The sequence below is a fragment of the Spirosoma arboris genome (assembly GCF_009754945.1).
Lineage (GTDB): Bacteria > Bacteroidota > Bacteroidia > Cytophagales > Spirosomataceae > Spirosoma > Spirosoma arboris.
Map to the genome: position 1 here is coordinate 129,497 of NZ_WPIN01000007.1, position 16,581 is coordinate 146,077.

Below are 16,581 nucleotides of genomic sequence, written 5' to 3' on the forward strand. Positions count from 1 at the left end.
TTTAGCTGATTTAGGGATTCACTGGATTTTGCTTATTGATTCGCTTCAAAGAAGCGCAAAACAAAATCCAGTAAATCCCTAAATCAGCTAAATCCCGGTTCTAATTTATTGCCTGCCCCAGATCCTGGATCAAATCCTCGACATCCTCAATACCAACGCTGAGCCGAATGAGGGTGTCTTTCAGCCCGTTCTTAATACGTTCTTCTTTGGGAATACTGGCGTGGGTCATGCTGGCCGGGTGCGTACAAAGTGATTCCACACCACCTAATGATTCACCTAGCGAAAATACTTCGAAACTTTCCATCACACGTACCGCTTCGGGGTATGAATCGCCTTTAAGCTCAAACGAGAGCATGCCACCGAAACCGCGCATTTGTTTCTTCGCCAGTTCATGGCCAATATGCGATTCCAGACCGGGGTAATAAACCTGGCTTACTTTGGGATGCTGTTGTAAATACTGCGCCACCTTCATCGCGTTTTCGCAGTGCCGTTGCATCCGAACATGCAGGGTTTTGATACCACGAAGCACCAGAAAGCAATCCTGCGGTCCTGGCACGGCACCACATGCATTCTGGATAAAAGCCAGTTGCTGAGCAGTTTCGTCGTCATTCAGGATAATAGCACCCATAACCGTGTCTGAGTGACCACCCAGATATTTCGTAACGGAATGCATTACTATATCGGCTCCCAGATCGAGCGGGTTTTGCAGATAGGGGGATGCAAACGTATTATCGACCACCAGCTTGATGTTGTGCGGTTTTGTACTGGCTGCAATAGCCGCAATGTCTACCAACCGAAGCAAAGGGTTTGTTGGAGTCTCAATCCACACCATTTTGGTAGCGGGCGTAATCAGTCCATCCAAATTGGCCGGATTCGACAAATCGACGAACTTGAATTTCAAACCAAATTCCTGGAACACTCGTACCATAATGCGGTACGTACCGCCATATAAATCATTGCTGGTAATAATTTCATCGCCAGGCTTGAATAATTTCAAGATCGCATCTGTCGCTCCCAGACCCGATGAATAACAAATACCATGTTTGCCATTTTCGAGAGCTGCGAGGTTATTTTGCAGCACCGTTCGGGTAGGATTTTGCGTCCGGGCATACTCGTATCCTTTGTGCTTACCCGGCGACTCCTGTACATAAGTCGACGTTTGATAAATGGGTGTCATGATAGCACCCGTTGTAGGGTCCGGCTCAATACCGGCATGGATGGCTTTGGTTCCGAATTTCATAGTCAAATGTAACGAAGAATATACTACAGAGCCGAGCTTGCAGAACGGGTTTAAACCACAACCGCCATTTACCTGTTTGATAGAGTGTGAAATTAGCCATTCCTAAATCCCTTACCGGTCCGGCCCTTGCTGGTCTCGCGTTATCGGTAACACCAATTGTATTTACCTCCCTTCTGACCTACTATGCCGTAGTTCATGAGGCAGCCATTGCAGGATTTACAGCCTGGCAATGGGCAGGTATTACTGTTGCGTGTGCTATTACGTCTGCAGGCTTAACACCCCCAACTATGCTGGCGTTGATTTTCGGGTATTTTCTGGGTTGGCAAGCCGTTGTACCCCTTTTTGTTATCAATTTTGGTGGAATCCTGTTCATCAACATGCTTGTTCGCTGGCTCGATCATGAGCGTTTTCTGGCTTTTATTAGGCGAAATCCTAAAGCACAATCCGTTCTTGACCGTATCTTGAACAACGAGCTAGAAGTTATCTTTTTTGCCAAGCTCTCCCCTATTCTCCCTTTTGGTCTGACCAACTTGTTATTTGCCTTGTCGGGGGCGAAACTCAAAAATATTTTGCTAGGTGGCTTTTTAGGTATGACACCCCGGACGATACTGGCGATTTGGTCTGGTCACGAAGCGCGCGAAATAAGAACGCTGCTCGAAAATCCTAACCAAAGCTCCTGGACACAGATTGTCATTGTAGGCTTAATTGTTGTCTCAATCGCCGGGTTATGGCAAGTTATTCAACGATCATTAAAGTAGTCTGCTGGCAAACTTATACTAACTTTTCGCTTGCCAGCTCAATCAGATGATTGTGGCCTGTTTTCAAAACTGTGAGCTCGAAATGCCGAAGTTGTTTTGTAAGTGGAAGAATATACGTTCCTGGTACAATTCGGTCGAAAGCGCCCGTAAAAAAACGAACCTGTACCGAATGATCATTCAGTAACTTGCTGATAGCTTTCAGGTTTGGATGAATTAGACGAAACTGGGTCCAGCTTTTATATACTAATTCGCGCTGTTCGTAGGTACCCAGCGAGATTTCGGCGAAACGCATGACTGTTCGATTAAGCAAACCAAGCTGAGTGAGCGTATGACCTAATGCATTTAACATTGATAAATGCTCTAATACGTAACGAAACAACCGCCTTCCTAGCCCCGAACCAGTTGCTACCCAATACCAGGCGCTGCGTGTAATACCATCGGGGGCAAGCAATAGCAGTTGGTCAAGTCGGTCGGCAAAAGCTTCGACAGTTGCTAACGCAAAACGACCACCAAGACTAAAACCCATCAACGAAAACCGGTCGATTCGTTGTTCTCGTAAGAACACAGCTATAAATCCTTGCCAGGCCGATTTGGTTAGTAACTGATCACCAACGTATTGACTATTGCCATGAAAAAATAAATCCATCGCAAAAATGGTAAATTGGTTGCCTAGTGTCGTTTCTAATGGTGCAAAGACCTCACTGCTCTGCCCAAAGCCATGAAACGCCAGTATAATAGCCTGCCCATTCCCAAATTTTTGGTAAGCAATTAAATTGCCTTCGCACTGAAACGTTTGAACTTTAGCCGTGTTCATACCAGCAAAGTTGCAAAAACCCAAACACCCATGCTAACCTTCGCGAATCTGGCCGAATTTTCTGCCCATGCCGGGCAACCGCTCGGCGAAACTGAGTACATGATCATTACGCAGGAAATGATTAATCTTTTTGCGCAGGCCACCGGTGACCATCAATGGATTCATACCGATCCTGAGTTAGCCGCACGACTGTCGCCCTATAAAACGCCCATTGCCCATGGTTTCCTGACGCTTTCCCTGGCCCCCAAACTAATGGCCGAGCTTTACCGAGTCGAATCAGTCAAAATGGGAATCAACTATGGCTCAAACAAAGTTCGTTTTACAAATGCCGTTCCGGTTGAGAGTCGACTGCGCATGAAAGTCCAGTTGCAAAGCGTAGAGCCACAAAATAAGGGTTACCGAATTATAACTGAATGTATTTTCGAAGTAGAGGGCGAACAGAAACCAGCCTGCGTAGCGGAATTGATTACTTTACTTTTCGAATAAATAGTATGCTTGCATACCATTATTCAACATTTTATTACCTTTACACTACTCACAACAAACCTTTTAAACAACCCAATTCAGATGGCAACGGCATCGCTGGAGTTACAGGGATTGAATTTTAATTTATCGGAAGAGCACTTAGCTGTTCAGGAAGCTGCTCGCGATTTCGCCCAAAATGAGTTACTCCCCGGCATTGTTGAACGGGATAACGAAGCCCGATTTCCAGCTGAACAGATAAAAAAAATGGGTGAGCTGGGCTTTTTAGGAATGATGGTTTCGCCAGACTATGGTGGAGGAGGCATGGATACCGTTTCCTACGTATTGGCCATGGAGGAAATCTCTAAAATCGATGCGTCAGCTTCGGTGGTGATGTCAGTCAATAACTCGCTTGTCTGTTACGGACTCGAAGCTTATGGTACTGAAGAGCAAAAGCAGAAATACTTAACCCGCCTGGCTACCGGCGAAACCATTGGTGCCTTTTGCCTGTCGGAACCTGAAGCGGGCTCCGACGCAACCTCACAAGCCACCACTGCCGAAGATAAAGGGGATTATTATTTAGTTAATGGCACTAAAAATTGGATCACGAATGGCAATTCATCTGGTATTTGCTTAGTAATCGCCCAAACCAATCGTGAGAAAAAACATCGGGGTATCAATTGCCTGATTGTTGAAAAAGGAATGCCCGGTTTTGTTGTTGGTAAAAAAGAAGACAAGATGGGTATCCGGGCATCAGATACCCATTCGTTATTGTTTACCGACGTAAAAATACCTAAACAAAATCGTATTGGTGAAGATGGTTTTGGCTTCAAGTTTGCCATGTCTACCCTGAACGGAGGCCGAATTGGCATTGCCGCACAGGCCTTAGGTATAGCTGCCGGAGCCTATGAGTTAGCGCTAAAATATAGTCAGGAGCGCAAGTCGTTTGGTAAGCAAATATTTGAGCATCAGGCGATTCAGTTCAAATTGGCCGAAATGGCAACTAAGATTGAAGCGGCTAGATTACTGGTTTACAAGGCCGCCCGACTCAAAGACGAGCATAAAGACTATGTACAGGCCGCTGCAATGGCTAAGTTATTTGCCTCAGAAATAGCTATGTGGGCTACTACCGAAGCCGTGCAAATTCATGGTGGTTACGGCTACGTAAAAGAATTTCATGTAGAGCGATTAATGCGGGATGCAAAAATCACTCAGATTTATGAAGGTACGTCTGAAATCCAAAAATTAGTGATTGCCCGAGAACTCATCAGATAGGGTATTTCTCCCTAAAATAGAATTTTTCTTACTATATAATGCGTGTTCAAAGCGGATACGCATTATTTTTTTTATTTTTTGGAAACTTTTATAGTTGTATTAGTTTTGTACAAATTATTAGTTTTGTGCAACTTTGTGCACAACCCAAATTTACGAAGGCACTCCTTTCAGCTATGGAAGACTATAATAAAATTATCGAATCACTGGGCGTGAAGTTTATCAAAGCCCGAAACATTCGGATTTTGCAACCGATCACCATCAAGAACTTCTATGATGTTGAAAACACATTGCTGATTTTATACAATGGCGACGTATCGATCGGTGATGAAAAAATAAAGGTAGAGGTAGGCGATATGCTGTTCATTCCGGGCGGCAAACACGTTACTGTTACCTACGGAGACCCAACAAACCCGAAAACCGTCTCGAACGAAGAGTTTATGACGCACCGCGAATCGTATTGGGAAGGCAATCATGACCCTAAATTAATTGGGCATTTACCTAACTCATTCGGTTACGTCTCTTTCGAAGCCAAAGTATTCGATTCTGTTAACTTCTTCAACTCACTTGATGTCCCGCCATTCATTATTAAGCGGGAAGAGCATTTAGCCATAACCATCGATCAGATTCTGGCCGAGGAGATGACCGATCTGGCCGGTAAAGGACGAATCATTAAGATTAAAACCGAAGAAATCGTTATTGAAGTTGTTCGGTATATTCTGAAGAATCACCTGTTTGTTGAGCAATTGGTAACAAACAGTACCTACTTCAAAGACCCACGCCTGATTGATATTTTCGCTTATATCAAAGAAAATCTTGGCGGAGATCTTTCGAACAAAGTACTCGCCAACGTGGCAAACGTTTCAGAGGATTATGTCGGGCAATACTTTAAGATGCTAACCGGTATTAATCCACAGGATTATATTGAATACCAGCGAATGGAAGCGGCTGTGGGCTTGTTACGAACAAGCAAAAAGAGCATTCGAGCAATCGGTGCTGAAGTTGGCTATAAAGACACTGCTTATTTCTGCCGACGCTTTAAGATGATGTTCGGTATTCCAGCCGGTAAGATGCGCCGTCGGGAATCATTGATGAATGTTTAAGAAGTTGTAAGTAGTAAGCTATAAAGTGGTAAGTGGCTGATGCAGAAGGTTGTTTCCTTTCGCGTCAGCCACTTACCACTTTATAGCTTACTACTTACAACTCTATTCGTTCACGTTCACCTCTATTGGCAAGGTGTAGAATACCGGTACACGTTTTCCACCAACTTCGCCGGGTTCCCAACGGGGCATTTTTTCAACGGCTGTAATAATACTTGCCATGAAATCTTCCATCCCTTTACGCACTTTTTTGTCGAGTGGCTTTGTCACCACCCGAACATCATGCACATAGCCAAGTTCGTCAACGATGAATTTGGCAGCGACTTGGCCCGTATTATAGTTCTTTCTGATCAGAACACCCGGAACCTTTATATTTTCGGCAAGATAGAGGCTCAAAGCAGCCTTGCCTCCTGGGAATTCAGGTTGCTGCTCGACCACAGTATAAACCTTTTGATTTTGCGACTGAGCAAGCGTAGTTGAACAAAGCGATGGCAGTATACAAACTGAGCTAGTCAAACACAGAACTGCGAGCGTAAAACGTTTCATAGATTAAGCGCGAACAACTGATTGATTAAATTCTCGCACTACAGTTGATAACTGCGGTAATAGATCTGGGTCCTGTTCGATGCCATTTCCAACGACAATCATATCGGCTCCAGCTTTTAAGGCTTGATACGCCTTTTCACCTGAGTTAATACCTCCGCCAACAATAATAGGAAGATCGACTACAGCCCGAACAGCCGCAATCATTTCGGGCGATACAGCCTTACGTGCGCCACTACCAGCATCCAGATACATGAGTTGTAATCCCAGCATTTCGCCAGCCATAGCCGTACAAGCGGCCACAGCGGGTTTATCGTGAGGCAACGGCATTGTACCACTAATATAGGAAACGGTCGTTTGTGCGCCACTATCGACAAGCATATAGCCTGTTGGTAGAATTTCCAGGCCACTTTTTTTGAGTAAGGGGGCTGCAATCACATGCTGACCAATCAAAAACTCCGGATTACGCCCTGAAATAAGCGAAAGGAATAAAATCGCATCAGCCGACGGCTCAATATGAAGCGGGTTTCCTGGAAACAGAATGATAGGTGTACTGGTATGGCTACGAATAGCAGCAATCAGCTCTTTGTGTAGATAGTCGGTCACTAAACTCCCACCAACCAAAAAAAAGTCAATAGGATACTCTGCCGTTCGAGTAAGTAAATTAATCAATGCGTTCTGCTCGATTTTATCGGGATCAAGCAGAACGCCAATCGCTTTTTGGCCAGACAGCCTATTAGTGCGCAGTATAGTCAACAGGCTCTGTTGGGGCCTGTTCGTGATATTGAGTTGGTTCGGCAGTTGGATTGATGGCATTATTTGTACGGATGCGGGCTAAAAATCCAGTTAGCTGCTCACGAGCGATATTCGTTAATACAGAGGTTATAATTCCCCCGATTAACCCACTCGCGGCTGCCGACTTATTTACTTTTTTTGCCTGCTGCCTAACGGCTTTGGGAGTTGATGGTCGATCGTATGATTCGTCATCCTCATTATCCTCGTCGTCATAGTCCAGATCGTCTGGTTCACCGTATTTTTCGGCATACCGATACTCATCAGACTTAGGCAGAATAGCATTAACCACCAAATATACGGCTAAAGCGGCACCTGCAACAAACACAGCTGTTTTACCAATCTCGGTTGCGTCTTCCTTTATTGACTCTACGCCATCATTAATTGATGTCTTAAATCGCTCGGTGGCGGCCATTAATTGCGCCCGGCGAGCAGTTGTGTCAGCGAATAACACTTTAGGATCTTCCATCTTAGCTAAGTTGAATGCACGTAGAAATGCATTAAATCAAATTAAGTATTTGTTTATCAGCAAATTGCTATAATAATTATTATTTTTGGGTAAAGCCTCCCCTATCATTTAGTGATGAGCGGGTCTGAGCCATCAGTTCTTCAATAGCTTCTGTTTTTTCTTCGCTTTTTTTCTCCTGGCTCTTTTTCATGGCGCTATAAGCTGCTATCCGAATTTTTGCTTTAAAGAAATCTTTAGCTGCCAGCCAAAGAAGCGTTACTAATAGGAAAAAACCAGCCACAATTAAAAAGCCCAGATACTTACTATCCAATAGTTGGTTCAGGTAAGCTGCCAGTAGAATAAACAGAAAAATAAGTGTCATTGTGCTGAGCAACGCCAGTACAATACCATGTATTCCAACAACAACTCCTTCTTCTATTTTGCCCCGGCTCTCCAGCGTAAACAGCTCGATGCGGGCTTCCAGATAACGGAATATATTCTCCCGAATCTCTTCCAGATGTTCCAGCATGGTCCTCAATAATTTATTTCGCTCTCCGGTATTTACAAATAACCGCTCAATTTGTTCAAAAAACCGATAAAAATAAAAACAGCTTCGACACACCAGGTGCCGAAGCTGTTTTTGTAATGCTTATTAATTGCTAATCAGAGGTTACACACATTCTGGTAGCACTTTGGACAAATCATAGTAGAGTCCTATCATCCATTTTGGTTTCTATTGGAGCCAAACAAAAAGCTGCCCACAAATGAAGGCTGCCATCAAACAACTCAACAGACTTTAAAACCTGTCAATAGAGAACTCCTATTACTCGTTACCTGATTAACGCGACTGACGCAATTTAGCTTCAATCGTTTGCTGGGTGTGCGGTACAGCCCGTAAGCGTTCTTTCGGAATCAATTTACCCGTATCCTTACAAATACCGTAGGTTCCATTTTTGATCCGTACCATAGCCGCATCTAACTGCTGAATAAATTTCTGCAACCGGGCAGCCAACTGACTTAAATTTTCGCGTTCGCTGGTATCAGCCCCGTCTTCGAGCAGTTTAGAATTGCCCGATGTGTTATCGGTGCCACTGTCATTCCGTTTGCTAAGCGTTTCCTTAATATAATTTAATTCACTTCGGGTCGCGTCAAGCTTCTGACTGATCAGTACTTCAAATTCTTTCAGATCCTCCTCTGAATAACGCTTTTTTTCGTCCATAACCATAGCCTATCCTACGTTAGATGGTGTGCTCCATTTTTCAGCCACAAAATTAATGTTTTGTATTCGGTATTTCAATGTTTCGTTTAATATAGAGCGTTTTTTTATTAAATTTTATCAAATTGACATTGATACGTTTACCAAACGAATCTTCGGTATATAGTTTTTTTTATGGAAAAGTCTTTGGCCAACGTCAAAAATCATAATTAATCCTTTGGTTTGTTAACATTATATTAATCTTAGAAAAAATATACTTTTCACAATATCATATATGATTTATTAAGTTTGTGGGACACTTCATCACCAAATTTGTTTTAAAACTGAAGTCAATCTAAAGTCATGGGATATATTGAACCAGCTCCAATAAAAGATAAAGAGAATCCGCTTGAGTCAATGATGTCGCGTTTTGATGCTGCGGCCAAATTAGTGGGCATTTCAGACGAAATGTATGATATCCTGAAAGTACCAGCCCGACAGGTTATTGTAGGCTTACCCGTTACGATGGACAATGGGGCGATTAAGGTGTTTGAAGGCTACCGGGTTATCCATTCTAATATTCTTGGACCTGCCAAGGGAGGCATCCGGCTCGATCCAGCTGTAAACCTCGACGAGGTGCGTGCACTGGCAGCCTGGATGACCTGGAAATGCGCTGTTGTCGACATTCCGTATGGAGGTGCTAAAGGTGGTATTGCCTGCAACCCACGTGAAATGTCGGCCGGTGAAATTGAGCGACTCATCCGACAATATACGGTTGCCATGCTCGACGTAATCGGACCTGATCGTGACATTCCAGCCCCCGACATGGGCACTGGTCCACGTGAGATGGCCTGGATCGTAGACGAGTATTCTAAAGCGAAAGGCATGACTGTTAATAATGTAGTAACAGGAAAACCGCTCGTGCTGGGTGGGTCGCTAGGGCGCACAGAAGCAACCGGGCGTGGTGTTACTGTAGCGGCTTTATCCGCAATGGACAAGCTGAGGATGAATCCTTATCGGGCTACGGCAGCCGTTCAGGGTTTTGGCAATGTTGGTTCATTTGCCGCCGAATTACTCCATGAACGAGGAGTTACGGTCGTGGCCGTGAGCGATATTTCGGGAGGCTACTATAATAAAAGCGGTATTGATATTACGGCAGCCGTTAGTTATCGGAATTCGAATAAAGGAACGCTTGAAGGTTTTGGCGGAGCGGAGAAAATCTCGAACGAGGAACTTCTTTCTTTAGCAGTCGATGTACTAGTACCAGCTGCAAAAGAAGATGTCATTACAGAAGATAATGCGGCTTCTATTCAGGCCAAAATGATTGTAGAAGGAGCTAATGGGCCCACATCGGCCAGCGCCGACGAAATTATTAATAGTAAAGGCATCTTAGTTGTGCCCGATATTCTGGCCAACGCAGGCGGAGTTACTGTTTCTTATTTCGAATGGGTACAAAACCGAATTGGCTATAAATGGACACTCGACCGCATCAACCGACGGGCCGACCGTGTTATGAAGGACGCCTTTGATCGCGTATTTGACACCTCGCAACGATATCAGGTACCGCTGCGTCTGGCAGCTTACATTGTTGCTATTGACAAAGTTGCCAGTACCTATAAATACCGGGGAGGCTATTGATTTATTTAAAAATGTATGATGTATAATGTATGGTGTATAATTTTGTCCATACTTGCCATGCCCAAAATACATCATACCTCATTCATCATACATTTTTTCTATGCGCTTACATCGTGAAGGCAATACAATAATGCTTACCACAGGGCTGGTTTTACTGGCACTGAATTTACTCGCCTATTTTTATCTGTTTTCTGATTCACCAACGGCCACGACCTTATTGGCATTAGTAAGCCTGGTTCTGTTTGTATTAGTTGTGCAGTTTTTTCGCATTCCTAACCGATTACTCACCACAGGAGATGCACAGGTAATTGCTCCTGCCGATGGTAAGGTTGTTGTGATTGAAGAAACCACCGAAGGAGAATATTTTAAAGATCGTCGGCGGCAGGTATCCATTTTTATGTCGCCCCTGAACGTACACGTCAACCGCAACCCGGTATCGGGCATTGTACGATACTTCAAGTATTTTCCGGGCAAATATCTAGTCGCCTGGCATCCAAAATCCAGCACTGAAAACGAACGGACAACAATCGTTATTGAAACTCCCAGTGGTATAGAGGTACTTTTTCGTCAGATAGCGGGTGCCGTTGCTCGTAGAATTATCTGGTATGTAAAAGAAGGTCAGCCGGTAAAACAGGGCGAAGAATTTGGGTTTATCAAATTCGGTTCGCGTGTGGATGTATTCTTGCCTTTGGACGCTGAAATCAAAGTCAATATCGGTGACGTTACCAAAGGTGGCGTGACAGTCATTGCAGAGTTGAAGTAGGAGAGTAAGTGGAATGGTGAAGTAGGTTAGGTGCAGTGAGTAAACAACGCATTCCACCTAACCTACTTCACCATTCCACTTACTCTCCTATTCCACCATTACACAATACTCAACAATTGCCCTTTTTCGGTTTCTGTTACAATTAACCCCAACTTTCCTGAAGGGTCATAAATACAATTAGACGGGTTTTGGCCGGGCAACGAAATATCGCGCACGAAGGCACCATCAGCCGAAAATACCCGAATGATGCCCGCGCCAAAAACGGCGACGTACAAATTGCCATCAGGGCCGGGCGTCATACCATCAGGGCCGGGAACCGACGCACCCACGGGAGCATCAATGACAGTCGCCCATACGCGAATAGTTTCCCAGCTTAGTCCTTCTATATCCCAGTAACCGCTCCAGATACGTTGTTGATGCGTTTCAGCGATCAACAGTGTTTGACTATCAGGATAAAAGGCAAGCCCATTTGGGTAAAGTAATCCATCGGCAATAATTTCAACCGAACCCTTCGCCGAATAAACCACCACATAGCCCTGTTGACCTACATCGGGTGGACCTGGACAGGTAACGATCAAATTGTTGTGACTATCGAAGGTCAGATCATTTGGCATATTAAGAGGCTGGCCACTTACATGACTAATGACGGTTTCGATGGCTTCGGTGTTTATATCTAAACGCCGGATTGCGTTTTGCCCTGAATCGCAAAACCATAGGTCCCCCATATTACAAACGAGTGCATTAGGACGCCCGCCGGTTTGAATTCGCTTAGTTTTACCATCTTTATACCGACAAAATAATCCCTCTCCTTCTTGTTCTACACACCAAAGATTGCCGTGTGCATCAAATGCCGGCCCTTCGGGAAAACGTAAGCCTTCTGCCAGTACACGTATATTATCCATAACAGTAAGTCGTTGAGCTCTTATACCTTATTCAAAAAATGTGCCGTGTCGTTTAGTAGCAGGCACAGTGTAAATCAGACCATTAAGACTAAAGAGAAGTTATTAATTTTTGTTTACAGATTTTATCATACGAACACATAGGCAAGAATTTAGCGAATACTATTCAGTTATTAATTCTTTTAAATTTTAAACTATATGACAAATTAATTATATCTTCAACGTACATTAATCGCCTGTTGATATGACATTCGACTACATTATTGTTGGTGCTGGATCAGCAGGTTGCGTGCTGGCAAACCGCCTGTCGGCAGACCCATCTTTGTCCGTACTCCTATTGGAAGCGGGTGGCCCCGATACAAAAATGGAGATTCATATTCCGGCGGCATACACCAAATTACATGGTTCAGCCGTTGATTGGGGATTCTGGACAGAACCACAAGCCGCCCTTAATAATCGACGAATGTATCAGCCACGCGGTAAAACGTTGGGCGGCTGTTCGTCAACCAATGCTATGGCTTATGTGCGCGGCAATCGACTTGATTATGACGACTGGGCGGCATTAGGAAATAAGGGCTGGGGCTATCAGGATGTGCTGCCTTACTTCATACGATCGGAGCATAATGAGCAATATTCTCAACTCGACCCTGCTTATCATGGTAGTGAGGGACCGCTAAATGTCACTTATGCTACTAGCTTCCAAACGCCTTTAGCAGCCGCATTCGTCGATTCATGTAGTCAAACAGGCATTCCCGCCAATCCTGATTATAATGGAGCCAAACAGGAAGGCACAGGCTTATTTCAGTTTACGATTAAAGATGGCCGAAGGCACAGTGTAGCATCGGCATTTTTAAAGCCAATCAGGAATCGCCCTAATCTAAAAGTAATTACGGGTGCTCACACGAAGCAGATTCTTATTCAAAATGACCGTGTCACTGGCGTTGAGTTCGTAACAGGGAAAAACCAGACAGAGCAAGTCACTGCCCGAAAGGAAGTTATTTTGTCGGCAGGCGCTTTTCATTCACCTCAGTTACTGATGCTATCAGGGGTTGGCCCTGTTGATACACTTCGATCAGCAGGTATTACGGTGAAAAAAGAATTACCCGGAGTTGGGCAAAACCTACAGGATCACGTGTTTACGGGCGTTAGTAGCTTGTGTTCACAGCGGGGTGTATCGGCCAATTTTCACCTCAAGCCACTAAATCAGCTCAAAGGGCTGGCTCAGTTTTTTATCTCCCACAAAGGACCACTGACGATGAGTCCGCTCGAAGCCGTGGCATTTTTGAAAACGGAACACTTATCAACGCAATCTCATTCAGACCAGGTCGATATGCAGTTTCATTTTGCGCCTGTACATTTCGGGAATGACGGCAAAGCTGATTTTTACGATCTCGCGACCTACCCCTTTACGGATGGCTACACGATTCTGCCAACCCTACTAAAACCCAAAAGCCGGGGGTACGTTAGCCTTCGCTCTCGCAACCCGCTCGATGCCCCAATCATTCAGCCAAATTACTTAACGGAAGAAGTGGACAAACTGGTACTAATCAGCGGACTTCGAAAAGCCATTGAGGTTATGCAGGCCGATGCTTTTGGTCCTTATAGCCAGGGCATTAATATGCCAACTAGTTATAGCTCCGACGATGCACTGTGGGAGCATATTCTGGCAGTTCTTGAAACGGTCTACCATCCTGTAGGCACCTGTAAAATGGGCACCGACGAATTAGCTGTGGTAGACGATACGCTTCGGGCAAAAGGGATTGAGGGTCTTCGGGTAGTCGATGCCTCCATTATGCCAACGATTGTATCGGGCAACACCAATGCACCCGTTATTATGATTGCAGAAAAAGCCGCTGATTTGATTTTGGGGAGTAAGTGAAGTGAGTGGAGTAGATTCCTTCCCACCTCACTTACTGGACTTCGTTTACTCAGTCAACTTACTTCACCCATTCCACCTACTTCACTCACTCAACCAAATCAAAAAGTTGCCAGTTGATTAATATTTCGCTCAACAATCTCAAGTACGAGTATTGTAGGCCGCTCAGAACGAACAGCTTCAGCATCCAATTTACCATCTCTTATAAAATACGATTCTCTAAAATAGGCAGGTAAATAGCGCATCATGCTATTGCTAAACGAATCGCCAATAAACAGCAATCGGTCGAAACCCGATCCAGCAAAACGTCGAGCGGGAAAAACGGCTTTCTCACGTGGTATAACGGCTATTTGTCGACTAGCGAGCTTAGACGATGGCCGAATTGCATAAGCTACTTTTTCGTTTACGTTGTCCTGTAAAGTCAGCATGTGGGTTAAATCACCACTCATACCAGACCGCTGCTGAATGGTATAATTCATCACATATACAGGTGGAATCGTTGGTCGATCTTGTCGGATGCGATTCAAAAGAGCCGCGCAACCGACTAACGTTCCGTACTCATTCCAATGGGTATCAGTCTGATAATACACACGATGAGTTCGCTTGGCAGCCAGCAGGGTATCACGAATGTCAATAAATGGAAGATTAGTCTTCGCCATTGCTCGCTTTAATACGTCTAGGCGGGAGAGCTCCTTACTTTGCTGTAAATGATCGGGTAGATATTCAGGATAAATTGTTTGCGAATCGGGAGCAATTAGGACATATAATTTAATGCCTTGTCGAGCTAATTCCTGCTGCCTGCCAATCAGGTGATCAGTAATTAGAGCAGCCGAACTGTCTGAAAGAGGCACTAGACCCCGGTGCTGGTCGACAACCTGGTTATAGCTATTCCCGAGGTAGAACCAGCCATTTTTTCCAACGACTACTTTTTCGGGTAAGGGCGACTGTCCTAATATTTTATATTTCCATCGACTATATACGTAAAACAGCGCATTGCGACCACCAAAATTCTCTTTGTAATACTGATCAAACCGAATCACAAATTGCCGAACGTACGGAAAGTGTAGTAAGGGCATACGTCTCAGTCGCCGGTTTTCGGTGCTTCGAAACCAGGCGGATAGCCCAACTACCTGATCGAGTGATGGTAGTAGTAGCAAAATGGCGAAACTAATAGCGGCCAGGCGTAATCGTACTTGCATAATTTGTGAGGCCCAGTGCAGTAATCAGAACCGGAAATAAATAAATGGATTGTAACTATCTGCCGCCAGATACGATGCAGCTAAGACAAACAGTCCAATAAGTCCCAGCACATATACTACGTTTAGCATGCTCTTAGCAGGCAATACTACTACAAGCACTAATAATCGATGCCAGATTAGTTGAACTTGTTGATAGACAGGCATGGATAACAAAACACCAAGTAGTAACGAACAACAAAATTCGACATTCAAAAAATAGCCCAGCGGAAAAGCAACCCGCCCTAGAGGCCCCATGCCAGCCATTTTCTGGAGGTACGCCAACGCTGAAGCCAGATCTTCGGCCCGAAAAAATACCCAGCCTATAAGAACAATCAACAGCGCATATAGATGCCCAATGGGAGCCCACACACGTTCCAGCCATTTTCCCAAGCCCGCTCGTTCAATAAGTACCCAGGCACCATGATAGAGTCCCCAGATAATGAAATTCCAACTAGCACCATGCCAAAGGCCGGTTACGAAAAACACGATCAGCAAATTACGATAGGTACGGGCTTTGCTACCCCGATTTCCCCCCAGTGGAATGTATAAGTAATCGCGAAACCAACTTGACAGGGAAATGTGCCAGCGTCGCCAGAAATCCTGAATAGAGCGGGAGATATAAGGATAGTTAAAATTTTCTTTGAAATCGAAGCCAACCATCTTCCCCAAACCAATCGCCATATCGGAATAGCCAGAAAAGTCAAAATAGATTTGAAGCGCGTAGGCGATAATACCCAGCCAGGCCGTTTCTGTAGGATAACTATCAGGTGAGGCCTTAAAAATTGTATCGGCTACACTGGCAAACGTATTGGCTAAAAGGATTTTTTTAGCGAGCCCGATAATAAACCGTTCGGCTCCAATACCAAATTTTTCCAAGGTAACAGTCCGCTCTACGAGTTCGGGAGCAATGTCAGCATAGCGAACAATTGGGCCCGCAATCTGATGAGGAAACATAGCCACATAGGTACCATAGTCCAGAAAACTTCGATTAGCCCGAATACGCCCCCAGTAAATATCGAGCGTATAGGAAATACCCTGAAAGGTATAGAAACTGATCCCGATCGGGAGCGTAACTGATGATATAGTCAAGCTATCGGCAATGGGCAGTGCAAAGGCTTCAGCCAAACTATGTACCGAATTGACCAGAAAATTGGCGTATTTATAATAAAACAGCAGGGATAAACTCCCTATCAAAGATAACAAAAGCCCAGCCTGTCGCTTTCCTTTTTCAACCAGCCATCCGGCTAGAAAATTAATGCAGATTGATAGCAGTAACACCAATACAACAAGCCCTTCACCCCACGCATAGAACAACAGACTAGCCCCAAACAAAAAGGCATTATTCCAACGCATACCGTGCCAACTTCGAGGCAGCAAGTAATAGATAATCAAGAAATAAGGAAGAAATAAAAATAAAAAAATGGCCGAACTAAAGAGCATATACCGGACAATAAGTCAGGCCAAAGTTAGCGGAAAGGACTAGAATGCGAAAAGGGATCAGGGAGCCATTAAGACACCCTGATCCCTTTTCGCATTTCGCTTA

General features: G+C 44.5%; 17 protein-coding genes. 7 read left to right on the plus strand and 10 right to left on the minus strand.

Annotation, left to right across the window (positions count from 1 at the left end; all coding sequences use genetic code 11):
* Positions 1-100: 100 nt before the first annotated feature.
* Positions 101-1,240 carry a cystathionine gamma-synthase gene (locus GO755_RS19500; protein WP_157586980.1) on the minus strand — a complete coding sequence of 380 codons (1,140 nt, stop codon included), beginning with the start codon at positions 1,238-1,240 and terminating at the stop codon, positions 101-103.
* Positions 1,241-1,326: 86 nt separating this feature from the next.
* On the opposite strand from GO755_RS19500, the gene GO755_RS19505 reads away from it, so the two are divergent.
* Positions 1,327-1,998: a TVP38/TMEM64 family protein gene (locus GO755_RS19505; RefSeq protein ID WP_317165911.1), complete on the plus strand. Its 672-nt coding sequence runs from the start codon at positions 1,327-1,329 to the stop codon at positions 1,996-1,998.
* Between the two features lie 13 nt (positions 1,999-2,011).
* Here GO755_RS19505 and GO755_RS19510 read toward each other — a convergent pair whose 3' ends face one another.
* On the minus strand, positions 2,012-2,812 hold the full coding sequence (locus tag GO755_RS19510; protein ID WP_157586981.1) for an alpha/beta hydrolase: 801 nt from the start codon (positions 2,810-2,812) through the stop codon (positions 2,012-2,014).
* Positions 2,813-2,842: 30 nt separating this feature from the next.
* On the opposite strand from GO755_RS19510, the gene GO755_RS19515 reads away from it, so the two are divergent.
* The 3 genes from GO755_RS19515 to GO755_RS19525 all read left to right on the plus strand — a co-directional run bounded on the left by GO755_RS19515 (position 2,843) and on the right by GO755_RS19525 (position 5,649).
* Positions 2,843-3,298, plus strand: coding sequence for a MaoC family dehydratase (locus tag GO755_RS19515; protein WP_157586982.1), 456 nt, complete (start codon positions 2,843-2,845; stop codon positions 3,296-3,298).
* A gap of 81 nt (positions 3,299-3,379) precedes the next feature.
* Positions 3,380-4,549 carry an acyl-CoA dehydrogenase gene (locus GO755_RS19520; RefSeq protein ID WP_157586983.1) on the plus strand — a complete coding sequence of 390 codons (1,170 nt, stop codon included), beginning with the start codon at positions 3,380-3,382 and terminating at the stop codon, positions 4,547-4,549.
* Between the two features lie 173 nt (positions 4,550-4,722).
* Positions 4,723-5,649 (plus strand): AraC family transcriptional regulator, encoded by a 927-nt coding sequence (locus GO755_RS19525; protein WP_111345649.1) that lies wholly within the window; start codon positions 4,723-4,725, stop codon positions 5,647-5,649.
* 102 nt (positions 5,650-5,751) lie between these two features.
* Here GO755_RS19525 and GO755_RS19530 read toward each other — a convergent pair whose 3' ends face one another.
* From GO755_RS19530 to GO755_RS19550, 5 genes are all read right to left on the minus strand, one after another.
* Positions 5,752-6,192 carry an energy transducer TonB gene (locus GO755_RS19530; protein ID WP_157586984.1) on the minus strand — a complete coding sequence of 147 codons (441 nt, stop codon included), beginning with the start codon at positions 6,190-6,192 and terminating at the stop codon, positions 5,752-5,754.
* 3 nt (positions 6,193-6,195) lie between these two features.
* Positions 6,196-7,005, minus strand: a complete 810-nt coding sequence (locus tag GO755_RS19535) for a geranylgeranylglyceryl/heptaprenylglyceryl phosphate synthase (RefSeq protein ID WP_157586985.1) — start codon at positions 7,003-7,005, stop codon at positions 6,196-6,198.
* Positions 6,926-7,450 (minus strand): hypothetical protein, encoded by a 525-nt coding sequence (locus GO755_RS19540; RefSeq protein ID WP_157586986.1) that lies wholly within the window; start codon positions 7,448-7,450, stop codon positions 6,926-6,928. Before GO755_RS19540 ends, GO755_RS19535 begins: the two co-directional genes overlap by 80 nt.
* Before the next feature lie 79 nt (positions 7,451-7,529).
* Positions 7,530-7,958: a phage holin family protein gene (locus GO755_RS19545; RefSeq protein ID WP_157586987.1), complete on the minus strand. Its 429-nt coding sequence runs from the start codon at positions 7,956-7,958 to the stop codon at positions 7,530-7,532.
* 309 nt (positions 7,959-8,267) lie between these two features.
* Entirely contained in the window at positions 8,268-8,654 is a 387-nt protein-coding gene (locus GO755_RS19550) for a TraR/DksA family transcriptional regulator (RefSeq protein WP_111345657.1), read from the minus strand.
* Positions 8,655-8,987: 333 nt separating this feature from the next.
* On the opposite strand from GO755_RS19550, the gene GO755_RS19555 reads away from it, so the two are divergent.
* Complete coding sequence (locus GO755_RS19555; RefSeq protein WP_198174870.1) at positions 8,988-10,262, plus strand: Glu/Leu/Phe/Val family dehydrogenase; 1,275 nt, start codon at positions 8,988-8,990, stop codon at positions 10,260-10,262.
* 100 nt (positions 10,263-10,362) lie between these two features.
* The gene (locus GO755_RS19560; RefSeq protein WP_157586988.1) at positions 10,363-11,025 is read left to right on the plus strand and encodes a phosphatidylserine decarboxylase family protein; all 663 of its coding nucleotides are present in this window, start codon (positions 10,363-10,365) and stop codon (positions 11,023-11,025) included.
* 98 nt (positions 11,026-11,123) lie between these two features.
* On the opposite strand, the gene GO755_RS19565 is transcribed toward GO755_RS19560, so the two are convergent.
* Positions 11,124-11,927 carry an SMP-30/gluconolactonase/LRE family protein gene (locus tag GO755_RS19565; RefSeq protein WP_157586989.1) on the minus strand — a complete coding sequence of 268 codons (804 nt, stop codon included), beginning with the start codon at positions 11,925-11,927 and terminating at the stop codon, positions 11,124-11,126.
* 241 nt (positions 11,928-12,168) lie between these two features.
* Between GO755_RS19565 and GO755_RS19570 the strand changes: the two genes are divergently transcribed.
* Positions 12,169-13,803 (plus strand): GMC family oxidoreductase, encoded by a 1,635-nt coding sequence (locus tag GO755_RS19570; RefSeq protein ID WP_157586990.1) that lies wholly within the window; start codon positions 12,169-12,171, stop codon positions 13,801-13,803.
* Between the two features lie 98 nt (positions 13,804-13,901).
* On the opposite strand, the gene GO755_RS19575 is transcribed toward GO755_RS19570, so the two are convergent.
* Positions 13,902-14,999, minus strand: coding sequence for an alginate O-acetyltransferase AlgX-related protein (locus GO755_RS19575; RefSeq protein ID WP_157586991.1), 1,098 nt, complete (start codon positions 14,997-14,999; stop codon positions 13,902-13,904).
* Between the two features lie 24 nt (positions 15,000-15,023).
* Positions 15,024-16,478, minus strand: a complete 1,455-nt coding sequence (locus tag GO755_RS19580) for an MBOAT family O-acyltransferase (protein WP_157586992.1) — start codon at positions 16,476-16,478, stop codon at positions 15,024-15,026.
* Between the last annotated feature and the right edge of the window lie 103 nt (positions 16,479-16,581).

Excerpts from the sequence above, each read along its gene's own strand:
- GO755_RS19500 (WP_157586980.1), bottom strand. The coding sequence starts at position 1,240 with ATGAAATTCGGAACCAAAGCCATCCATGCCGGTATTGAGCCGGACCCT.
- GO755_RS19510 (WP_157586981.1), bottom strand. The coding sequence starts at position 2,812 with ATGAACACGGCTAAAGTTCAAACGTTTCAGTGCGAAGGCAATTTAATT.
- GO755_RS19515 (WP_157586982.1), top strand. The coding sequence starts at position 2,843 with ATGCTAACCTTCGCGAATCTGGCCGAATTTTCTGCCCATGCCGGGCAA.
- GO755_RS19520 (WP_157586983.1), top strand. The coding sequence starts at position 3,380 with ATGGCAACGGCATCGCTGGAGTTACAGGGATTGAATTTTAATTTATCG.
- GO755_RS19525 (WP_111345649.1), top strand. The coding sequence starts at position 4,723 with ATGGAAGACTATAATAAAATTATCGAATCACTGGGCGTGAAGTTTATC.
- GO755_RS19530 (WP_157586984.1), bottom strand. The coding sequence starts at position 6,192 with ATGAAACGTTTTACGCTCGCAGTTCTGTGTTTGACTAGCTCAGTTTGT.
- GO755_RS19535 (WP_157586985.1), bottom strand. The coding sequence starts at position 7,005 with ATGCCATCAATCCAACTGCCGAACCAACTCAATATCACGAACAGGCCC.
- GO755_RS19540 (WP_157586986.1), bottom strand. The coding sequence starts at position 7,450 with ATGGAAGATCCTAAAGTGTTATTCGCTGACACAACTGCTCGCCGGGCG.
- GO755_RS19545 (WP_157586987.1), bottom strand. The coding sequence starts at position 7,958 with ATGCTGGAACATCTGGAAGAGATTCGGGAGAATATATTCCGTTATCTG.
- GO755_RS19550 (WP_111345657.1), bottom strand. The coding sequence starts at position 8,654 with ATGGTTATGGACGAAAAAAAGCGTTATTCAGAGGAGGATCTGAAAGAA.
- GO755_RS19555 (WP_198174870.1), top strand. The coding sequence starts at position 8,988 with ATGGGATATATTGAACCAGCTCCAATAAAAGATAAAGAGAATCCGCTT.
- GO755_RS19560 (WP_157586988.1), top strand. The coding sequence starts at position 10,363 with ATGCGCTTACATCGTGAAGGCAATACAATAATGCTTACCACAGGGCTG.
- GO755_RS19565 (WP_157586989.1), bottom strand. The coding sequence starts at position 11,927 with ATGGATAATATACGTGTACTGGCAGAAGGCTTACGTTTTCCCGAAGGG.
- GO755_RS19570 (WP_157586990.1), top strand. The coding sequence starts at position 12,169 with ATGACATTCGACTACATTATTGTTGGTGCTGGATCAGCAGGTTGCGTG.
- GO755_RS19575 (WP_157586991.1), bottom strand. The coding sequence starts at position 14,999 with ATGCAAGTACGATTACGCCTGGCCGCTATTAGTTTCGCCATTTTGCTA.
- GO755_RS19580 (WP_157586992.1), bottom strand. The coding sequence starts at position 16,478 with ATGCTCTTTAGTTCGGCCATTTTTTTATTTTTATTTCTTCCTTATTTC.